The 21,473-nt window shown below is 45.7% G+C and carries 20 protein-coding genes; 4 read left to right on the top strand and 16 right to left on the bottom strand.

Features of this window, described 5'->3' with window-relative positions; genetic code table 11:
* Positions 1-35: 35 nt before the first annotated feature.
* The 11 genes from NSQ66_RS02275 to NSQ66_RS02225 all read right to left on the bottom strand — a co-directional run bounded on the left by NSQ66_RS02275 (position 36) and on the right by NSQ66_RS02225 (position 15,490).
* Positions 36-674 carry a histidine phosphatase family protein gene (locus tag NSQ66_RS02275; RefSeq protein WP_076215080.1) on the bottom strand — a complete coding sequence of 213 codons (639 nt, stop codon included), beginning with the start codon at positions 672-674 and terminating at the stop codon, positions 36-38.
* Positions 675-711: 37 nt separating this feature from the next.
* Complete coding sequence (locus NSQ66_RS02270) at positions 712-1,515, bottom strand: AAC(3) family N-acetyltransferase (RefSeq protein ID WP_076215077.1); 804 nt, start codon at positions 1,513-1,515, stop codon at positions 712-714.
* A 73-nt stretch (positions 1,516-1,588) separates the two neighbouring features.
* Entirely contained in the window at positions 1,589-3,148 is a 1,560-nt protein-coding gene (locus tag NSQ66_RS02265) for a response regulator (RefSeq protein ID WP_339279536.1), read from the bottom strand.
* Positions 3,145-4,929, bottom strand: coding sequence for a histidine kinase (locus NSQ66_RS02260; protein WP_339279534.1), 1,785 nt, complete (start codon positions 4,927-4,929; stop codon positions 3,145-3,147). The genes NSQ66_RS02265 and NSQ66_RS02260 overlap by 4 nt, the downstream gene beginning before the upstream one ends.
* A 244-nt stretch (positions 4,930-5,173) precedes the next feature.
* Positions 5,174-6,868, bottom strand: coding sequence for an extracellular solute-binding protein (locus NSQ66_RS02255; RefSeq protein ID WP_036682600.1), 1,695 nt, complete (start codon positions 6,866-6,868; stop codon positions 5,174-5,176).
* A 92-nt stretch (positions 6,869-6,960) separates the two neighbouring features.
* A complete protein-coding gene (locus NSQ66_RS02250; RefSeq protein ID WP_036682603.1) occupies positions 6,961-7,851 on the bottom strand; it encodes a carbohydrate ABC transporter permease in 891 nt (296 codons plus the stop codon).
* 17 nt (positions 7,852-7,868) lie between these two features.
* Positions 7,869-8,822, bottom strand: a complete 954-nt coding sequence (locus NSQ66_RS02245) for an ABC transporter permease subunit (protein ID WP_051491255.1) — start codon at positions 8,820-8,822, stop codon at positions 7,869-7,871.
* 209 nt (positions 8,823-9,031) lie between these two features.
* The gene (locus tag NSQ66_RS02240) at positions 9,032-12,259 is read right to left on the bottom strand and encodes a cellobiose phosphorylase (protein ID WP_339279532.1); all 3,228 of its coding nucleotides are present in this window, start codon (positions 12,257-12,259) and stop codon (positions 9,032-9,034) included.
* A gap of 28 nt (positions 12,260-12,287) precedes the next feature.
* Positions 12,288-13,625, bottom strand: coding sequence for a glycoside hydrolase family 30 protein (locus NSQ66_RS02235; RefSeq protein WP_076101329.1), 1,338 nt, complete (start codon positions 13,623-13,625; stop codon positions 12,288-12,290).
* A gap of 396 nt (positions 13,626-14,021) precedes the next feature.
* Positions 14,022-15,038, bottom strand: a complete 1,017-nt coding sequence (locus tag NSQ66_RS02230) for a LacI family DNA-binding transcriptional regulator (RefSeq protein ID WP_076101327.1) — start codon at positions 15,036-15,038, stop codon at positions 14,022-14,024.
* A 62-nt stretch (positions 15,039-15,100) separates the two neighbouring features.
* Positions 15,101-15,490 (bottom strand): hypothetical protein, encoded by a 390-nt coding sequence (locus tag NSQ66_RS02225; protein ID WP_235219475.1) that lies wholly within the window; start codon positions 15,488-15,490, stop codon positions 15,101-15,103.
* Between the two features lie 366 nt (positions 15,491-15,856).
* On the opposite strand from NSQ66_RS02225, the gene NSQ66_RS02220 reads away from it, so the two are divergent.
* Entirely contained in the window at positions 15,857-16,579 is a 723-nt protein-coding gene (locus NSQ66_RS02220) for an HNH endonuclease signature motif containing protein (RefSeq protein WP_339279531.1), read from the top strand.
* Positions 16,580-16,643: 64 nt separating this feature from the next.
* On the opposite strand, the gene NSQ66_RS02215 is transcribed toward NSQ66_RS02220, so the two are convergent.
* Positions 16,644-16,841, bottom strand: coding sequence for a YwbE family protein (locus tag NSQ66_RS02215; protein WP_036682616.1), 198 nt, complete (start codon positions 16,839-16,841; stop codon positions 16,644-16,646).
* Between the two features lie 62 nt (positions 16,842-16,903).
* On the opposite strand from NSQ66_RS02215, the gene NSQ66_RS02210 reads away from it, so the two are divergent.
* Entirely contained in the window at positions 16,904-17,206 is a 303-nt protein-coding gene (locus NSQ66_RS02210; protein WP_036682619.1) for a hypothetical protein, read from the top strand.
* 2 nt (positions 17,207-17,208) lie between these two features.
* Here NSQ66_RS02210 and sdaAA read toward each other — a convergent pair whose 3' ends face one another.
* From sdaAA to NSQ66_RS02190, 4 genes are all read right to left on the bottom strand, one after another.
* Entirely contained in the window at positions 17,209-18,087 is an 879-nt protein-coding gene (gene sdaAA / locus NSQ66_RS02205; protein WP_339279529.1) for an L-serine ammonia-lyase, iron-sulfur-dependent, subunit alpha, read from the bottom strand.
* Entirely contained in the window at positions 18,084-18,794 is a 711-nt protein-coding gene (gene sdaAB / locus NSQ66_RS02200) for an L-serine ammonia-lyase, iron-sulfur-dependent subunit beta (RefSeq protein ID WP_339279527.1), read from the bottom strand. The genes sdaAA and sdaAB overlap by 4 nt, the downstream gene beginning before the upstream one ends.
* Before the next feature lie 154 nt (positions 18,795-18,948).
* Entirely contained in the window at positions 18,949-19,368 is a 420-nt protein-coding gene (locus tag NSQ66_RS02195) for a GNAT family N-acetyltransferase (protein ID WP_339279525.1), read from the bottom strand.
* Between the two features lie 2 nt (positions 19,369-19,370).
* Positions 19,371-19,946: a DUF4269 domain-containing protein gene (locus NSQ66_RS02190; protein WP_038574055.1), complete on the bottom strand. Its 576-nt coding sequence runs from the start codon at positions 19,944-19,946 to the stop codon at positions 19,371-19,373.
* A 124-nt stretch (positions 19,947-20,070) separates the two neighbouring features.
* Between NSQ66_RS02190 and NSQ66_RS02185 the strand changes: the two genes are divergently transcribed.
* Both NSQ66_RS02185 and NSQ66_RS02180 read left to right on the top strand, forming a co-directional pair.
* The gene (locus NSQ66_RS02185; protein ID WP_038568476.1) at positions 20,071-20,970 is read left to right on the top strand and encodes an SDR family oxidoreductase; all 900 of its coding nucleotides are present in this window, start codon (positions 20,071-20,073) and stop codon (positions 20,968-20,970) included.
* A 31-nt stretch (positions 20,971-21,001) separates the two neighbouring features.
* Positions 21,002-21,457: a hypothetical protein gene (locus tag NSQ66_RS02180; protein ID WP_051491252.1), complete on the top strand. Its 456-nt coding sequence runs from the start codon at positions 21,002-21,004 to the stop codon at positions 21,455-21,457.
* Positions 21,458-21,473: the final 16 nt, after the last annotated feature.

Here is a 21,473-nt window from a genome sequence, read left to right as displayed (position 1 = left end):
CTTTTTTAATAAACCAACCTGATCTGTAGGAAGTGTTATGATTCCATCCCAGCTTCACTCTCTTCGTAATGGCTCGTATCCCCGTGCAGCAGGATTTCCGGCACACCATCCGTAAAATCAACCCTGCATAAGCAGGTCGGATAAATGTAAGGCAGATCCCAGAGCTTAGGCAGCGCTCTGCCCTCAAAATAGGCCATTAACAGCTTAATCACTACTGTATGTGTGACAATAAGAATGGTCTCACCCTGATGGTCAACGAGAATTTCCTGAAGCTTGCCCAGCGCCCGTGCCTGCACCTCTGCGAAGGTCTCACTGCCCTCCACTTTAAACTGCTCAGGGTCTTGCCAGAAATTGCGATGCTGCTCCGAATACTCGCTCTCCAGCTCAGTAGAATCACGGCCTTCCCACACACCCATGCCAATCTCTTTGAACGCCTCAGAGGTCTTAAGCGGAGTACTCCGCTCTCCACGAATAATCTCAGCTGTGCGCAGCGCCCTTGGGCTGGGGCTTGCATAGATGACATCCAGCTGTTCAGTGCGCATTCCCCGGCTCAGCCATTCTGCCTGTTGCACACCAAGAGCCGTCAGTTCAGAATCCATATGTCCCTGCATCCGATGCTGCACGTTCCATTCCGTTTGACCATGCCGGGTTAAAAATATCGTTGTTATACTCATGCCAGCTTCTCCTTCCGTTTCCCCTATCCAATGAGTTTTACTTCCTGTTCTGTTCCATCCAGTTCACTGCATAATCAACGATTTCCCGTTGCGGAATCAATTGAGCGGTTGCCGAAGCAACCTGTCCATATGTAATAAGTCCCGTCTCTTGTCCAAACTGATCTGCCAGCTGAACGAAATCGTCAGAATCCCAATCCAGCTCCTTAAATTCAACCCACTGTCTAACTCCATCCACCATAATGGGCGCCCCGCCAAGGGTTTCCTTCTTGCCAGCATAAGATGCGCGGCATTCGGCAAGATGCAGGGAAGTATTATTAAGATTGCCTACTCCCAGCAACAGTACATGTCCGCCTAAATCGTAAATACGAGCCAGCGGAGAATCTTCCCCCAGACCCATTTCAAGCGAATGACCATACATAACTTCATCTCTATGCTTGCCCCAAGCGGCAAACGAATGTATCGGATGGTCACTGCGTTTTACTCCGTTTTGTTTACGGAAGCAGTCCGGAATAACCCCCATTCCTCTAAGCTGGGTCAGGTCTGGATCATAAGGCGGCATCTGCTCGCGGATACTCTGCCACCACGCCTCCGGCACCGGTGGGTTGCTCCAGCCTGCGGGATCAGTCAGGTCACTTGAATGAGTAGGCATTACCAGCGTGCCAGATTCTCCGAGGACCTCCTCCAATGCCAAAATAACAGCGACCGGGCCCCCGGCTACCCATTGGCCTAACGATTTAAAAGAAGAATGCAATAAAATCGTCATGCCCGCCTTAACGCCCAGTCGACGAAAATCCGCTGCTAATGTCTGAACCGTAATCAAATTGCCTTGTATTTCTTCCACCCTTCATTCCTCCAATGAATCTTCTCAAATCCATTATATAGGAGGGCCGCTTCTAAATGCATCTTCAATAGCCTCAACACTCTTCGGATACTATTTTCGCTCTATAATCACCTGGGGAAATCCCCTCCAGCTCTTTAAAAACACGGGCAAATTGTTTACTGTTCTCGAAGCCTACCTCTTCTGAGACTGTTGCGAGCTTACTGCAGCCTTTTGCCAATAGCTCTTTAGCGTGACGGATACGGACCTTTTTTAAATAAATAACAAAATTCCCACCGGTATATGCCTTAAAGGCTTCGCTAAAATAAGAATAATTCAAGGATACATGATTGCTGACCATAGCCATATTCAGTGGACGGGCGTAGTTGGCTTCAATATAGCTCAGTGCCTCTTCCATATCCGCATGCTCGGTATGCGCAGACCTTACACCTACAATGTATTCATTCACACTCAAGAGTAAGTTCTCCAGCGCACGATAATATTCGTGGAAATGACGATAGTTGTACATATTGCCTACCGTACGATACAGCTTCAATACCTCTACCGAGGCTTCGCCATGCACCCGAAACACTTCATCCAACACCAGCTCGTTTACATTCTGTCCCACGGACTCCAGATAAGCTAGGTCCAGTTCCTTCAAATGCTCAGTTTGAAAAATCACAGATAGAAGATGCTTCATCTCCTTCTCGCGTTCTGTTCCCAGCATATTGAGCAGCTTGCGAAGCTCCTCCTTAGGTAACGGAAAGTTAGACCGTCCCTGGCCAACATCCCCATAATCCAATAAACTCACTTGCGGATATAAAAAAGTATATTGCAGTGCCCGGCATGCTTCCTTATAACAGGAACGGAGGTCCTCAAGACTTCCTCCTTCGCTGCTAATCCCAATCGATAATCCCTTTATTTCCTTAGCTTCAGCTTGTCTGGACAGCTCCATAAAATCCTGTTTTCTACTCCCGATCAAGACTAATTTGCCATCCCAATCCGTTGTGATTTCCGAGAAAAACTTTTCAAGCGGTCCGATCAATCGTTCCGCCAGTCCCTGAACATCCCCCGACTTCATTCTTGTTCCGTCATTGTAATAGTAATTCAACACACCAACTGTAAAAGGTGCTTGCAGATCACTTAGCCACTCTTGCTGCTCACGCTCCAGCGGAACCTCCTGCTGCATTAGCAGTCCCCGTAAACGACTGGACCGCAGTTCCCTGCGGAAGTGTTCCGTTTCCTGTTCCAGCTGCCTTGCGCTGAGATCCTGTTCTTCCTGTTCCTTATCGATATTCTTCAAAATTTCGAACAACTCATCTCGGCGAATCGGCTTCAGCAAGTAATCCTTTACGCGATAACGAATCGCGCTTTTGGCATATTCGAAATCATCATACCCGCTTAAGATCAGCACTGCCGGGCTTTTCTCACCACTTGTTACCTTAGATATCTGCTCCAACAGCGTAATTCCATCCATCACTGGCATACGTATATCTGTAATAATAATATCTGCACCTTCGGTCTTAAATATATCGAAACCCTCTGCGCCATTACTCGCCATTGTGATGGTATACACGGACGGAAATTCTCTTTCTATCATAGTCTTGAGACCGTAACGGATATTCTTTTCATCATCAATGATCAGTAGCTTCTTCATAGTTGTTTTTCTCCTGTCAAAAGAACTTTCGGCAAGGTCAGACGTACCATCGTCCAACTCCCTGCCTCACTCTGTACTACAAGCCCATATTCATCACCATAAAAGATTTGCAGTCGCTGATGTACATTTCTCAGTCCAATACCACCTGTTCGGCGGTCAACATCTCTCTGTTCTGAGGCACTCTCACAGCGCTCATCTTTCGCATAAATCGCCTCGTTCAAAGCAACCAAACGCTCTGGATTTAAGCCGATGCCATTATCACGAAGCTCTATACAAATATCACCTTCCGTTTCCGAAATATGAATATGAATGTTCGGGTCCTGTAAATTCTCTTTCCCGTCGCACCAAGCATGCTTAACACTGTTCTCTACAATAGGCTGCAGTGACATTTTCAGCACCTCCAGCTCCAAATATCGAGGTTCAATATGAAGCACTAACTTAACCGGATATTCAAAACGAATATTCATCACTTCAATGTAATTTTCGATATGGCGGACTTCATCCCGCAGCTTCACATACTCTCCGGACCATTTAAAATTATAGCGCATCATCCCACCCAGCGAAGTCAGTGCATCCGAGATCGTTCGCTGGTTCTCAATTTCAGCCAGCATTTTTATATTTTCCAGCGTATTATATAAAAAATGTGCGTCAATCTGGTTATGCAGCGTACGCAGCTCTGCCTCTTTAGACAACGCCTGCTTGCTCACTGCCTGAGCCACCAACGTATTGATGGTGTTCATCAGCTTGGAGAAATGATGGGCAAGCTCCCCGACTTCCCCTCCACCACGAATCATTATTCCAGTGTACGCTTCACCTCTGCGCACTTTTTTCATCGTTTCGGTCAATCTACGTAGATTTTTTAGAATAAAGGCATTTGTCACATAAGCGATCAGCGTTAGTAAAGTAATAAAACCAACATTGGCTCCAATAATTAAGTTGCGCGTGCGGGAGATATCCTTCATCACTCCCTCCATTGACACTACATTTAACAAATAAGCATCAATTCGTTCTAGCGGAGTGTTAATTAACAAAAACGATTTACCATTCTCCGAGTAATTACTGTCCCATTCGCCAGTTTCCCGGAACTGCTTATACCGTTCTGCAATCATATCAGCCATCTCTAGATTATCCTGCAAAAAAGAATTGTCCGGCCTGGTGAAAAGCTGCAGCTCACTATCCACAAGGAACATCTGGGTCTGATTATCCCGTACATCTGTATACGTCTTGGGTGTAAACCGACTCAGCAGCATATCCACCTGCACCATGCCAATATGATTGTCTGCTGGCCGACTCTTCTCACGCAGCAAAGAAACCTTTGGCAGACTCTCCGTCGGTGCTCCCAAGTATCTCTGCATCAAATCCGGATCATTTTTCTGAAAAGACCAGTATTCCTGCCCCTTCAATTGAAGCGCTTTCTGAAACCATGGGGTGGAAGAAACCCGCTCTTCGCGAAAGATAATCGGCCAAATCTCATGCACCTTATTGCTTCTCGAATACAGCCGTAAATGCTCAATATTCGGATTATTAAATTGAATACGAGTCATATTCACATAGGCATTTGTATTAAAATCAACCAAATCTACTAGCTGCGGCTCGGTTTCATTCGCTAAGAATTTTTCTACTTCAGCATCAGAATAAGCCATTTGTGCCGCCCGTTCCATCGCCTCAATCTGATTATGAATGTGCAGCTTCTCCATTTGCGACAAATAATCATTTTTCTCGACGGCATCGCGGAGATAGGTATTATTAATGGCTTTATAGGAATAGACAGAAACCAGCATACACGGGCCTAAAACAATAAAAACATAAGCTGCAATTAAACGGCTCTGAAGAGATCTCCGCCCCCACCAATAACTAAAAGAATGCCATAATGCTCTGATTCGATCTCGCCTATTCACTTTATACACTTCTGTCCTGTCCACCTCGCTAAAATAGTGAATATTCAAATACTTAATAACTATTCCTTATTATAATTCGAAAATAACCCAAAAGCCCGCAGTTAGCGGGCATTTTGGGTCATGCTTTTTATTTTATGGACAGCTTCACTTTATTCTCTTCATATTTCTTTTGTTGGTAGGCATCAAATACATCTTCGCCTTCCTTCTTTCTCTTCTCTAAATACTCATTCCAAATCTTATCGAATTCCGCATCGGAAGAAGCCATGAGCAATTTCGGCATAGTTTTACCGCGCAGCTGTTTCAGCTTCGAAGCGATGATGCCTTCAGGAGAGTTTCCTGTTGGTTCGATTTGTTGGAACTCAGAGGAGCCTATGGATTTACCTCTAGTCCAATCTTCCAATTGCTTAAATGGTTCTACCGATTTAGGAGCCCATTGGTCTGTGATGTTCGTATTTTGCAGCATCCAGAATGTAAAGGAAGATCCAATTTGCTTATCAAACGTCGAACGGTCTTTATTCATCAAATCAAACACTTCTGGTTTAAATTGATCTTTTCCATCAATCGTATCGTAGCTGACACCTTTTTCGCCTAAGAACAAGTCTTTGTTGCCTTCTTCACTGTTCAAGTAGCTGAGGAAGCGGATAGCACGTGCTTTATCCTTAACATCTTTGGAGATCAGCGTTACCGTCCAACCGGAGATACCAGGACCATCAAGGGTTGGTTTATCCAAGTTCGTATTGGAAGGTCCGTCAACAGCAATATACGTTTTGGTTGGATCCTGTTGGTAAATCGTTCCTAGCTGTGCTGCAAAATCTGTACGTTGATACAGCATTGCGAAATAACGGCCTTGGGCAATTTTTTCTTCCATTTGTGGGCGTTTGTCGATAAAGATATCTTTAGCCAGCAGACCGTCTTGATTCGCTTGACGAAGTGCCTTCATCCAGCGGATATATTCAGGATCAGTTTCACGAGCATATACCTTGCCATCTTTTTCTCTTGGGATTGCCAAGAAGTTCTGCAGGTAACCTTCCAAAGAATCGTTACCGTTCTCGGTAAATTCATGCAAACCAAGTGGAATAAGCGGCTGTCCATTTACGTCAGGGAATTTCTCTTTCGCTAATTTAAGCGCATTCAAGAAACCTTCTGGTGTGCGCATATCTGGACTTCCAATAGCTTCATACATATCCTTGCGGACAGCGAATACTTGGTTGGATACGTAATTTTCTCCATATTTCTCATAGTCGGCAGGAGAGGAAGAAGAGTTAGGATAGCCATACACATTGCCGTCTTCTTGTGTATACCAGCCCAGCTTATCAGCATCGGATACTTTAAAGAAGTACGGATCATATTCATCAGCAAGTTTGTTCAATGGAAGAACAAGTTCACCTTCGACCATTTTCTTAATCGCATCTTCCCAGAAACCCAAAGTGATGAAATCAGGCAATTTACCGGATGCAATCAGCGTATTAAGCTTCTCATTCTCGTTACCAGCCGGAACGATAAAATTAATATCAACTCCGGTCTTCTTAGTTACATATTGGGAGGTTGGGTCCACGCCCCATTTATTAGGGAACCATGAGAAGTTCAGGTACCAGTCAAATGTAATGGGTGAAGTATCAATCTTCCATCCCGGTTCATCTGCTGATAATGCAGCAGCAGTCGGTTCAGCACTTGCCTCCGTATTAGTAGCTTTAGCGCTGTTAGCATTACCTTCGGCATTCTTGCCAGCATTATTTCCGCTGGAGCAGCCTGCGGCTGACAATGACATCATTATTGCGAGAAGCAGAACTCCCATTGCTTTTGGCTTACGTTTCATGCCCATGCTTGTTTACCCCTTTTCTATGAATGTTAATTATAAGCTCAACCCCAGTGCCTACAGCTGTAGGCAACCGGAGGAGTTATCACTGCTAGACATCAGCCCTTAATGGAGCCGATCATCATCCCTTTAACGAAATAACGCTGCAGGAACGGATACACGAATACTATCGGCAATGTGGTCACTACCATCGTCGCCAGCTTAATGGACTGTGACGTTACGCTTCTCGTAACGCTGCTGCCTTGTACAGCGACCATCATTTGACTAGAGCTCGATTGTGCGACGACCCGGAACAAATACGTCTGAATCGGCTGCAGATCAGTATTATTGATATAGATCATACCCGTGAAGTAATCATTCCACTGATACACGCCATGGAACAGCGCAATGGTAGCAATTACAGGCATGGATACTGGAAGTACGATTCTTAAAAAGATGGACCAATCATTAGCACCGTCAATCCGTGCCGCTTCTTCCAGCCCATCGGGAATCTCCCGGAAAAAGGTCATGAAGATAATAAGATCAAAGAAGCTAAACATAACCGGAATAATATAGACTAGGAAATTCTCCAATAGGTGAAGGTCCTTCATCAGCAGGAAGGTAGGAATGAGTCCCCCGCCAAAAAAGAGAGTCACTGTACCCATAAGCATGTAGAACTTACCGCCAATGAGGTTTTTTCTGGAGAATGCATAAGCTACCATCGCTGTGAAAAATACATGCAGTACAGTACCCAAAAGTGTTTTGGCGACAGTAACCCACATCGCCTGCATGATGCCGGGGCTGGCAAACACGGCCTCGAAATTCTCAAAGCTGAACATCCGCGGCCACCAGTAGATTCCTCCCCGCATGGCGTCATTACCGTTATTGAAGGCGTTAACCAATACGTACCAGATCGGGTAAAGCGTTATGAAGCAGATACATAACATGATGAGGTTATTGATGATATCGAACAGGGCCTCGCCCTTCGTTTTACGCTTAAGTGCAAACATATATGGTCCTCCTTATCCTAGAACAACGATGTATCGTTGATTTTTTTAGATACTTGGTTGGCAATCAGCAGCAAGATTAGAGCGATAACCGATTTTAACAATCCAACTGCAGTTGAGTAAGAGAAGCGGCCTGAGAGAATCCCTGTATAGTACACATAGTAATCAATTACATTACTTGCACTATCATTCAGTGAGTTGCGCAGGACCAGAATCTGATCAAAGTTGGAGTTCAGCACTCCGCTGACCGCGAGAATGAAGAGAATGCTGATTGTCGATTTAATCGCCGGCAAGGTAACATACCACATCTTCTGAAATCTGCCCGCGCCGTCGATTGTCGCCGCCTCGTACATTTCAGGAGATACACCGGAAATTGCTGCTAAATAGATAATCGCTGACCATCCAAGTTCTTTCCAGATATCAGAGGAGATAATAATTGTCCAGAAGTAACCCGGCTCAGCCAAGTATGTAATTGGCTGATCAATAAGATGAAGCGCTAGCAAAATGTTATTGATAATTCCTACATCAGCAAGCCATGTAGCCAAAATCCCTCCGAGTACCACCCATGAGAGAAAGTGGGGCAAATACGAAATCGTCTGTATGGTCTTCTTGAATTTCATTGAACGAACTTCGTTCAGAAATAGAGCGAAGATTATCGGCAAGGGAAATCCGATAATTAGCTTAAACAAGCTAATGCCGAGTGTATTTTTAATTACATTCGAGAGATTGTCATCATCCATGAACTCTTTGAAATGTGTAAGTCCCACCCATGGGGCTTCTGCAATCGTTTTAACGATGTTGTAATCTTTAAAAGCAATGATAATTCCATACATGGGAATGTAGTTAAAGATTATCATCCACGCAATGCCGAGTAGAGCCATTGTCTGCAAATGACGCTGGGCAATGAACCTCTTCCAAAGCGGACTGCGATTTACTTTACCGGTTTCGAAATTGCCAGGAATTAACGGCTTCATCGCTGAGCTTACTTCCATGTTTTTTTTGTTCTCCATCCTTTGGACCTCCAGGCTCTATATCTGTATTTAATCTAAAGCGCTTACAATGTTTATGTATCCATTGTATTTGCTTTTGCCTGTCTCCGTAAGGCTTTGAATTTCGGATTATAGGTTCCATTTTTCGGATTCATTGAAAATTTAAGGGCGAGCCGCAGCTCGCCCCTCTATTTTTATGCTAATACTGCTTGAATTTGCGCGATTTCTCCATGCCGCAGAGCCTCTGCCTCTTCACCGCGCACGAACGCTCCAGATATTTTAGTCACAGTTCCATTACGGTATACAAGCATCAAAGATTGAATGCTAACCTTCTTCTCGCCAAAGGTATTTTCACGTTTTGGGTTAGAATAGATTACCTCCGTATTCCCAAGGAAAGTGAAGGACAGATTGCCCTCTTCATCAAACAGCCATCCTGGCAATACCGGATCGAGAGACAGCGTAAGCGCTCCATCCTCCAATCTGAAAACATGGCTTCCAGCCATCATTGTTCTCCACATGCTTAAGAATTCCGCGGTCGATCCACTAAGTCTCGCTACGAACCCTCTACCGTGGTTATTTGGATCAGGATTGCCTCCAGTTGCGATAAAAGATGAATTCTCCAGTGTACTGCGTCCATAAACAGCAGGATCAAGGAATGGCACCAGCGACGTCTTCAGCTCACCGTAGAATTCCTCGTACAGCCCGCCCTTCAGCAGCTCAAGCAGATACTTATAGGACATGTGCAGGAAGTTAGACTCCCGTTCTAGCCAGCCTGGTGTGAAGGCTCTCATTCGTCCGATTTCATGCGATTCACCTTCTAGACTAACAGAGGTCTGATACATAGATGTTGCCCGATCATACAGCTCTGTTTGCTTAATCAGATTATAGATTTCTTTTGCCTGCACCGGGTTCTTCATCGTCTTCAACCAGCGGGTAGGTCCTTCCAGGAAATAAGGCAAGGCATAAGCCTTAAACTCCTCAACCACAGCTTTTGGCAGTCCGTATCCGCTAATGACTGGCTGACCCTCAGCATCTGTTACCTGATGGAATTTCTCCGCTTCAAAACGGAAATAGGTGGGGGTAAGTCCATTGCCCATTTCTACCGCCTTGTTGATCCCCTCATCAATTTTAACTAGGAACTTGGAAAGGGCTTCGCGGATGTGCTCCAGCGTTACTGCGGACTCAACACCAGTAATGCCAAACCGGATACTTGCTCTATAAGCTTCACGGGCTGAAGCTACTGTATCCCAATAGTTGAATTGTTCCACTTCTCCTGCTAGGACAGCAGTTACCGCGTGATATACCACTTCAAGCAGCTCCGCGATTTCTTCTGGCAGCTTTACAGCTCCCTGTACATTCTCAGCACCGTTCAGCACATCCAGCAAAAAGACTACAGTACGCTTCAGCTCAAAAGTCTCACTCATTCCGGAGCCAAACAATCCTGGCAGACCGTTCATGGCATCGTTCCAGCCCGGCTTGTTGCCTTCCATCTCCACACCCATGCCGTAAGGGTCAAGCGTAGCAAATTTATTCAAAGCAAGAGACAACATCTTCACGAACAGATTGGTGTGGTAAATAGCACCTTGCCCACCTTCAGCACGCAGCCAATGGGTATCTCCTGCTTTCCATTTCAGCTTATGCAGCTTCTCCTCATCCTCCAGGAGGGCGCCATATTGCCGGGCTTTTCCATCACTAATTACATACTTCTCACTACGTGGCAGCACATATGCTGGGCTGTCATAGAACGCATAAGTGTTATCCCCAAATAAAAGCTCCTGCTTCTTGTCAGGGAAGATGTCCAAATAACCTACTACGAGATCCAAATTATACGTCCAGTGATCAGACCAGAAGCCTTCGCCAAAAGCAGCCTCAATGTTTTGCTGTGACAGGGCTAGCAGACCCGACAGAAACTCCTGCTCACTAACCTTCAACGTAACGTTATGATCCGCAATGTAATTGATCAGGCTGCCTGGGGTGAACCGACTGTTGCATAGCTTAACAAGCTCAGCTTGATGATCCGCAGCCGCTTCTCCGATCCATTCCGCAGCCTTCGCTCTGCTGTCTGACTTCACTTCAAAGGTTGTTCCTTGAACACTAAGTGGGTTGTAGCCATCTGCTTGAATTAAGCTATAGAACATTTTGATGTTGAAGCTGCCCACCTTCGGATTAAAAAACACATCATTCCGGCGGTTCTGATTCATATCGCGGAAGTTTCCGTTCCCCTGTGAATAGTATTCTGGGGCAAGCGAGAAGAAGTTATAGTCGCGCTCCAAATCGCCATGTTTACGGGAATATAAATGAACCACAAAGCCATCTCCGCCATTGTCAAAAATAAAAGGATAGCCTCCACGCAGGAAGTTATCGAGATAGGACTGACGGCAATAAGCATCAAACACAGCCGATGAAGTGTGCGTGGCAATGTCTTCTGTTAATTCCTCTGTCAGACCTGCGGCTTCTTGGGATTTGGACAGAATATATTCATCTCGGCATAAATGCTCTGCCTTTTTATTGATTTTATCGATGTCATTTACATGCCCAACCAAAGTATTCAGGGTCAAGCTGCTGCCGGGTGCCAAACGTCTAGCCACACCACTGAAGCCGCAAGGAACCTTATTGACTGGATATTGTGGAAGCTCACTCAGCTCCGAAAGCGTTAATCCCGCAAAGCGGTCTGGGTAAGTAAGAGAGGTATTGCCGCCGAAAATAAGCTCGAAATCAACGATTGGCGCGACTTTTTCTCCTTCTCCAGTAAACGACAGATAGAAATGCCCATTTGTGATTTCGCTAACCTGCGCGCTATCGTTGGTGCTGGAACGCAGCTTATAGAACGGAATACCGTTCTCCAGATTGTATACGTCCATCCAGCTGCGCAGCAGGTTACCAATCTCCTTGTAGCCGCTGTTTTCTACTCCGTAAGGCAAGATCTCAGGCAGACCATCCATCAGCTCCAGCTCAATCTCTTTGCCCCCGATATTCTCAATCTCCACCCGACGTACCAACGCGGCATAATCGTCATTAGGCAGATTGAAATAGTGTACGGTCGTCTTCAGCCCATGCCCGGCATGGCTTTCTTCAAGGGTCAGTCCGTTAGGCAAAATGGTCATGATCCGCTTGGCGGCAGGATCTGGACGTGCCGATTGAAATGGCTCATAAATCTCTTGCTCGCCTTTTATTTTAATAAAGGTTCGGAAGCCGGTGGTTCCTACGTCTTTATAAGAGATATTTGCTGGAGAAAATTCCATGATTGGCGAGTTCTTGTCGCGTACTCCAAAGCTGCAAATCGCTTGCCCCCGGTTCACATAAAAAGTCCACATTGGAATTCCCTTAAGACCTGCAAGACCTGGCAGGAAACTAGAGAAAGGCTTTCCTGTATCAAACTGCTCCATTACAAAATTACCTGATTCGAAATAATAATTACTCACGTTAATGTCCTCCTAAACTGTTACTTATTTATGAAATCAGATGCGTTACGATAGAATGAGGGGATAGCTCGCAGTTGGCAATCTCTTCGCCAAGCCCCAAGGTTACCGTGCGAGCTTCTTCGCTCTCATTCATCAATATGACAGCAAGGCTGCCGTCCGGATTACGGAATGCTGTGGATAGGATTCCTTCCGCTTCAGAAGTAAAGCCAATCCGTACCGCACCTGGCGCGATAAATTTACTGAAATGCCCGATATAATAATAAGAGCTGTTATAGTGCAATTCGTCTGTTGTTGTATCTGCAATAATTGGAGCATCACAGAGATTCCCTACATGATTGGGCCCGCCGGTCTCATCCAGTACCAGGTTCCAGTCCAGATACCCTTCTGTCCATGCATTGAGATCCCCAATCATATTTCTGCCGTAACGTTCACCTGTAAACCATTCGCCAAGCTTGACGCCGCCCTCTTGACAGCCCTCAGTGAACAATAGATGTTTGTCAGGAAATAGATCATGTACCTTCTCTACCTTGTCGAACTCCTCACCACCATACCAGTGGATGCCTGTACCCCACACATATTGTGCAGCTTCAGGATCAGACAACACGACCGAAGCACGTTCGACCATAATATCGCGGTTATGATCCCAGATAACAATGTTCACATCGGAATGGCCTGCCTGCTGCATCACTGGACCGAGATGATTTTTAACAAAATCGCGTTCCTCTTCCGCACTATAAATGCAAGAATCCCAGACTTGAACAGCAGCCGGCTCATTCTGCACGGAAACCGCCCAAATAGGTACGCCTTCCTTCCCATAAGCTTCAATAAATTTGGTATAGTAGCGTGCCCAAACTTCAGCGTATTCTGGCTTGAGCGATCCTCCATTATTCATTTCACCATTTGTTTTCATCCATGCCGGAGGGCTCCAAGGAGAGGCCAACATCGTGAACGGTCCACCTTTTACCTGCATTGCATCCTTAATCAGCGGAAGCACCCACTTATGATCATGGGAGATATCAAAGGTAGCCAGCTCCGTATCATGATCAGCGACATAAGTATAATTTCCAAGCGCAAAATCACAGCTATGAATATGAACACGACCCATGTTATAGCCTAATCCCTCTACCGGATGAAAGTAGCGATGAATAACCTCTGCCCGTTTCTCAGGACTGAGCCGTGACAACGTATATGCCGCAGCTTCTGTGAAAGCGCCGCCAAATCCTATCATCTTTTGGAACTCCTGCTCTGGCTTAAGCTCTACATCGGCAGATCCAGAATCTACTCTTGTGCTAAAAACAATTGCCTCTTTCGGAGTTAAGCGTTCCCCTGTATCTTTTGCAGTTACTACAGTTTGAACTTTTGCCATTTCATCCATCTCCTCTAATTGTTTTGTTACTAACAACAAGCACTGTCTTTACTGGATCACCATCCGATGTTAGGGTTCGGAGCGATGGGCCACTGAAACGTTTGAGAAAATTCAAGAAAGCCTTCGGTAAACTTTGATTTCAGCTCATTCGAAACCTAAAATCGAAACCGGTTTCGATTGTTGCGAAAAAAAATGATCTAACGAAGAGCAGGAAAAAAAAGCGGCATAACAATATACCCATTATAGCCCCATTCCTCTGAATAAGCTGTAGCAAATACCACATAGGAAGAATTCGAGCTATGATGTCCTCTACTTTATCAGGACTCTTTTCTTTTCGTCAAGATTTATCCTGTGGGCAGCAGCCTGCTCTCTGTACTTATGGAATTTGATACAGCCCTAATTTCCACTCGGAGGCGCACAGGATTCCCGTTCGATCACTTCTACCGGAACTAGAACCGCTTCCTTATCCAACTGTTTCCCTTCAATCGATGCTAAAAGAATGTCCGCTGCTCGGCTTCCTAAAAGTTCCGTATCCTGACGAATGGTTGTCAATGCAGGTGTAACATACTCAGCTAGATCAATATCATCGTACCCCACAACTGAAATGTCCAGCGGTACGGAAAGTCCACTATCTTTTACCGCCATAATAGCCCCTAAAGCTAACATGTCACCCGAAGCAAAAACAGCGGTTGGCCGATCAGGCAGCTTAAGAAGCTCCAGCATCGCTTGATAACCACTTTCACGAGAATAAAAAGCTCCATTCACAACATAGGACTCCAGCACTTCAAGCCCCTGCTGCTTCATAGCGTTCTTATATCCTAACTCCCGGGTTTTACCAGGGAAAGTGTTCATACCTCCGGAAATATGAGCAATCTTGCGATGACCCAAAGAAACTAAATACTCTATCGCAAGCTGAGCTCCAGCCGTATTATCCGAACATACCGTATGCGACTGCGTAGTCTCAAAATCCAGAATCACAGTAGGAATATCACTCTCTAGCAGCTCACGGAAATAAGGGTCCTCGTAATCAGACAAGAATACGACAACACCATCTACACCACGGATTCGGCAATTCTCCAAATAACCACTTTGTTTACCTCCAACATCCTTGGAAATAAACATGAGGGCATACCCCTTATCCACAGCAACCTTCTTAAAGCTCTCAATCACAGCGCTAAAAAAGGGATGGCGAATACCAAATCCCGTATTCTCTACAAACAATACACCGATGGTCCATGATTTCTTAGTAGTCAGTGTACGGGCATGGGAATTCGGCAAATATCCCATTTCTTGGGCAACCCGGAAAATTTCCTGGCGAGTCTTCTCCCGTACATCGGAATAATTATTAAACGCCTTGGATACCGTTGTAGGAGAGTAACCGGTTCTTTTGGCAATATCATATATAGTTGTCAATCCGGTTCACTCCTTGCCCAGACTAATGAAATACCTTCTGATACCTTCTGTTCACTGCAATTTTAACGTCTTTCGGTACCGCCGTCCAGCAAAAAGTAACTTTGTACGGAAGGAAGCAGCGTAAAGACTTGGATCAAAAGCCCTAGACTCATATAGATCAGATGTATGATTGCCACACTGTTCAACATATACGTCTGCACCATAATCCAAATAATTAACCCAAATCCGATATATAGGGACAATGCCCAGAAGCTATATAATTTCTTAAAGGGATTCAAAGTATTCACCCAGCGCAATTCTGGTCTCTTGATCAACCCATAAAACACAAACAAGGGCAGGATACCAAATACGATGAATAGCAGAATACCCGGAATTAAAAAATCTGAAAATGGCGATCTTTCCAGCATAGATGTGGGCATGTGTATCAGATCACCACTAGGATCTATGACCATTGACCCGCCTCCTGCTAACGCTCCAACCCCCAAAAATATATGAAGAATATAAAGCAATGTTACCGTAAACGGCCTTCTTTTGGTTGGTTCCATTTCAATACCCCTTCCCATGTTAAAAAAGTAGAGCATTCCTTACTGCTCTTTTCAATTTTACATGTTTTTCCTGAACGTCACCAAGATAGATATCACACAAAAAGCCGTATTTAAGCTTTTTTTGAGTGCGATGTGAACGATTGTATTTTACGCTATACTAAGATTAGAACGAAATGTTAACCCTGCCGACTGAATCTAATAAATAAAATACATTGGATCCTAAAAAACAAGGAGACAGGACGGGCGCAAAGACGCGCTGAACCTAACATATCTATGAACGATACCCATCTTTTATCCACCAAACAATGCACCTATTGCCAGCAACAGAAGCCGCTCTCTGAATTTCGTAAACGTACCGGCAAACGTTCCAAAGGCCAGTCTCGCCGTGGTGCTTGTCGGGAGTGCCGCAAACAACGACAAAACATAGATCTCACTCTTGCAGCAGGTCCCATTCCAGTACAACCTGATACCATTCAACCCCCTTCTTCAGCTGTCAAGGAACGCTCCAAACAAGGAAAGCCTTCTCCCACGGTTGCTTCTTCACCGCAATCCAACCCAAATCAGCGCATACGGGGCTTGGAACAACGAAGGAAACATTCTCATTCTCAAGGCGCGAAACTGAGTCCCAAAGATCCAACGCAATTGATTCCCTCTGCCAAAGGGAAAATTCTAATGCGTGGCCACAGTGATAAAGGACGGCGCTGGCATCAGGAAATTGACTACGAGCTTGCGGTTACTCTAGTCAGAGAACATGCCGCTATCGTAGTGAATCGCCGAACCATCCGCAGGATATACAGCAATAAGGATTTCCGTGCTTATATATTGACCAGAGACAACTATACCTGCTACTTCTGTGGCTCCTATGGAGACACTATAGATCATCTGCTGCCCCGTGCTAAAGGTGGTCATACTACTCCGGATAATTGCGTTTGCGCTTGTACGTTATGTAATCAGACCAAGGCCGATCAGTCCGTTGAGGATTTTATGAGCAGATAAAATAGAAAAACGCCCCAATCTCAGTTGATTAGGGGCGCTTTTAAATTAAAGGTGAATTTTATTATTAGTTAGCAACAATATTTTTAACTCGTCCTACCTGTCCACTGGTTAAACGCACCTTGATGCCATGCGGATGTCGAGGTGAGTTGGTGAGAATATCCTTCACCGTTCCATGTGTTAGCTTACCCGTCGGCTGATCCTGCTTAAGCACAATATCCACTTCAAGCCCAGGACGAATATCGGCTCTTACCTGTCCGTTCATGATGTAATCCCCTTTCAATGGGTTATAATGTTGTCAACTATACTAGATAAGGAGGAGACGTAATGGCCTTCGGCATCAACAGAGAAGAATTAACCCGCTGGAAAAAAGCAGTCTCCGCAGGAGAAATCGCCTTCTTAACCCATTACTGGCTAGACCCGCGTTTTCCCGGCATGACTACTGTCACCAAGGTAGGCTGTAGTGACCTAACCAGATTAACCTATTGGTGTGAGGAAAATGGACTGCCGGCTAAATATATTCATAATCGTTCCCCATTCCCCCACTTTGACCTTATGGGACCCAAACAAGCAGAAATCCTTCGGAAGGAAGGCTTATGGGAACAGTTGGAACGTTTCAAAATGCTCTAAAATTATTTCTTTTTACGTAAATCCTGCATGATCTTGCGGCCGGTAGGTGTCTGTGCTAATCCGCCACCTGCGGTCTCGCGGTGTTTTTCTGGCATAGCTGAGCCTACCTCAAGCATGACCTTGATTACTTCATCTGAAGGGATCACGCTACGTACACCAGCCAGTGCCATATCGGCGGCGGCGAGCGCGGTCACTGCACCGAATCCGTTTCTAACGATACAAGGAATCTCTACAAGTCCTCCCACCGGATCGCAAATCAGTCCTAATGTGTTCTTAAGCGCCAGTCCAACAGCATGCACTGCTTGTGCAGGCGTCCCTCCACGCAGTTCGGTTAAAGCTCCTGCCGCCATCCCGATGGCCGATCCGACCTCGGCCTGACAGCCGCCCTCTGCGCCAGATACAAACGAATTGTTGGCAATGACATAACCGATTGCTCCCGCAGCGAACAAACCGGAAACCATATAATCATCATCCCAGCCAAACCGTTCCTGGCAGCTGAGAAATACACCCGGAATAATTCCGCATGAACCTGCGGTAGGTGTAGCAATTATTCGGCCCATTGAGGCATTAACCTCGGATACAGCCAAAGCATAGGTCATTGCTTGACCAGCGGGTCCACCTAGGCATGGTTCATCTGCTGCGTTATAGGCTCCTACACGCTGGGCATCCATTCCCGTAAGGCCGCTGCGCGAAGTGGTGTCTTCATGCATCCCACGATGAACAGCCTCTTTCATGACCCCATAATACTCACGCATAGTGGCAAATTCCTGTTCACTGGAACGTCCAGATTCCGCGCTTTGCTCTTCGAGCATAAGAGCTCCAATGGTAAGGCCACGTTCCTCACATAATACAGCCAGTTGGCTAAGTGTTTGAAAATTCATGTTAAGCTTTCCTTCCCCTTCTCATCTTGCTTACCTTCGTTTAAATTAACCAATTTCACCGATTTCACCGCAGTGAGCGCTTTAAGCGCTTCAATAAGCTCAGGAGTAGCAGCTTCATCCAGCTCCAGTACCGTTAAGGCTGCACCGCTGCGATTCTTCCGATCAAGAGACATATGCCCTATATTAAATTGTCCGTTACGCATCACTTCTGTAACACTCGCCAGAACACCTAAATAATCCATATGATGAATCAATACCGTCGGATACATTCCCGTAAGCTTTACTCCAAAACCATCCACATCGACGATCTCAATGTTTCCACCACCGATGGATGTCCCCGTTAAAGTCAGCTGACTTCCTGTCTCTTGTCCGATAAGATGCAGTTTAACCGTGTTAGGATGAGGAAACAATCCCGTTCCTTGCTCAAAAGATACTTCCATCCCAGCTTCAGCCGCCAACTCCAGAGAGACGGGTAACCGATGATCATCGGTAGCGTAATCCATAAGTCCTCCGACAATAGCCCGGTCTGTACCATGTCCCTGATAAGTAGCTGCAAAAGAACCAAAAAACGTCACTTCTGCCACACGCGGCACTTCACCCAGCACCTGCCTTGCAGCCCTTCCGATCCGTGCTGCACCAGCTGTATGCGAGCTTGAAGGCCCGACCATGGCCGGACCAATAATTGAAAACACATCTTTAAAACGCATAAAAGACCTCCTGCCTGCAAATAGGCAATTATCAAACTCATATATAGTATACTGCACTGGCAGTCGGAGTTCACCGTTACATTTGCTGTGATATATCCACTTCTAATCTAATGATATTATACTTAGATAGTATCTTCATTTCGCATCTTATGTATCATAAGATATCCTGGGAGTATAACATAATTCCACCTCTATACTGCCAGCCTATCCCTTCCCAGAATCCTCTTCCTTGTTCATTGGTTCCTATAACCATCAGATGGCATTTTGCAATACCAGCTGCATGTAAATTACCGAGACAACGCTTTACAAGCTCACGCCCGATGCCCATGCCTCGGCAGTCATTACTAACCGCCACATGATACATATAACCTCTTCGCCCATCATGTCCACACAATGCAGTTCCTACAATCCGCCCGTCTTCATTCTCGCAGATCTGGCTGAAGCCAGCATTACGCTCCAGATAATGCGCAATCTCCAGCCTCGAATCTGCTTCGCTGAGTCCCATTCCCTCTGTATTTTCCCATAGCTGGTAGGCAGCTTCATAATCATCCGCAATCATCTCTCGATAATTCATGTCTATCCCCTCGCTTGTATAGAATGACAAAAAGCATAAAGAGCACTCCGCGGAAGCTTTTCCAGCATCAGCAGCGCTTCATAAGGGTCACCTTCCAAACCCAGCACTTGCGCGAAGGCAGGTTCGGTCTTCCACCCGTTCGTTTTCATTGTAATGATCTGCTGGCGAAAATCATTATCCAGCTGAGCTAGAATTTCCGCTTCAATGATCATATGTAAGTAACCATTCTGCAGAGCTGTGGGTCGCGGCTGCCCAAACAGTTCTATAGGCCAGCCCCCGGCCATAAAGTTAATTTTCGTTCGAGGGACCCCATCAACCACACGCGATACACTAGTAAAATCATCCATGGTTCCGAAATATCGACTAACAATGTCCGTAAACATTACGGAATCATGAACCTCACAAATAATATCCAGGTCGCTGCCCTTCACCTGAATTCCAAGCGGCACTGTGCCAACCAGCACCGGGTTATAGTCGGCCAGCAAACTCATAATATTTAATTTTCTTAACAGGGCATAGACCTCTTTTTGCACTGGAGTTCCGTGATTCAAATAATCTATATTTCGCCAATCATTCATCTCGGACAAACGCCCCTCCGACTAGGATATAAACACAGGTATAACTGGATAACAGCGCACGCTTTTCTAGGCGCATGCATAGAAATATACGGAAGATAGAAGGCAAGGAGGAGTGTATGTAAAAATGAATCCCACCTACCCCTACTATGGGGAACAAACGATATGTAAGGAACAGCCTATTGCTTTTCCCCCGCAGCACCAAGACCGTCAGCCAGGTCTAGAGAGTCTAATGAATCCTCGCCCCATCAGTGAAGATCCGGAGATTGCCGGCAGTGGAAAGCTGAAAGGAAAAATTGCACTCATCACCGGAGGCGACAGCGGGATTGGTAAAGCGGCGGCCATTGCTTTTGCAAAGGAAGGCGCAGATGTCGCTATAGCTTATTTATACGAAGCTTCAGATGCAGAGGTCACTCAGCGGCGAATTGAAGAATTAGGGCAACGTTGTTTGCGGATCGAAGTTGATTTACGCCATAAGGAAAACTGCTTCAAGGCTGTGGAGCATACCCTTCGCACTTTTGGCAAGCTGGACATCCTCGTCAACAATCATGGCGTCCAGTATCCACAAAAAAGTATTTTGGATATCACGGAAGCACAGCTCTACCAAACGTTTCAGACGAATATATTTCCATTCTTTTACCTGACGCAAGCCGCACTTCCACATCTAAAAAAAGGCGCAGCCATCATCAATACTGCGTCCATTACTGCCTATCAAGGAAATAAAGAGCTTATAGATTATTCCTCAACTAAAGGTGCGATCGTATCCTTTACCCGCTCTTTAGCCTTATCACTCGTAGACTCTGGCATTCGTGTCAATAGTGTAGCTCCCGGACCCGTATGGACACCACTAATTCCCTCCAGCTACTCCGCAGATGAGGTTAGTGTATTTGGGACGGATACACCCTTTAAACGTGCCGCACAGCCATATGAGTTAGCAGGAGCCTATCTTTATTTAGCGGGACCGGATTCTTCGTATGTTACCGGGACATGTATTCATGTCAATGGTGGAGACATGGTCACCAGCTGATGCATTACACCACGAGAGGAATGTATATCAAATGAATAAGATAAACGATTATGATATCTCTTCTGTCCGCCTGAGCAGTGGCATGTACGCATTAACCAAATTAGCCTGCGCAGGGTTAACCTACGTCCTTGTTACCTTACTTATGCTTGGATTTCCACAATCCGACGGAATCCCTGAAGGCTGGCCACTATCGATTCCTTATGCCATTTATGCTTATGGATTGCCTGCGGCGTTAGTAGCGGATATACTGCTGCATATTCTGCGTTCGAAATCGCAAATCCTGCCTCTGGCTGTATACGTCGTCACGGGTTTCGGCGCAGGTTTATGGCTGGCAGCGGAACAAGGTGCAGAGTATCTGCTATGGGGTCTGGGTGGAATTCTGGGACTGCTCATTCTTCGAGTGACCCAGCTTGGTGTGGAAAGATTCCCTCTGTTGCTGCCAGTATTCGCCCTGTTTCTGCCACTGCTCTGTTTACTGCTGTCATAAGCCTTATTAGGTGTAT

This window comes from Paenibacillus sp. FSL H3-0329, from assembly GCF_037963285.1.
In the GTDB taxonomy this organism is placed as follows: Bacteria; Bacillota; Bacilli; order Paenibacillales; family Paenibacillaceae; genus Paenibacillus_AQ; species Paenibacillus_AQ odorifer.
Note: the sequence above shows the minus strand (reverse complement) of the source record. Positions and strands in the feature narration are given on the sequence as shown.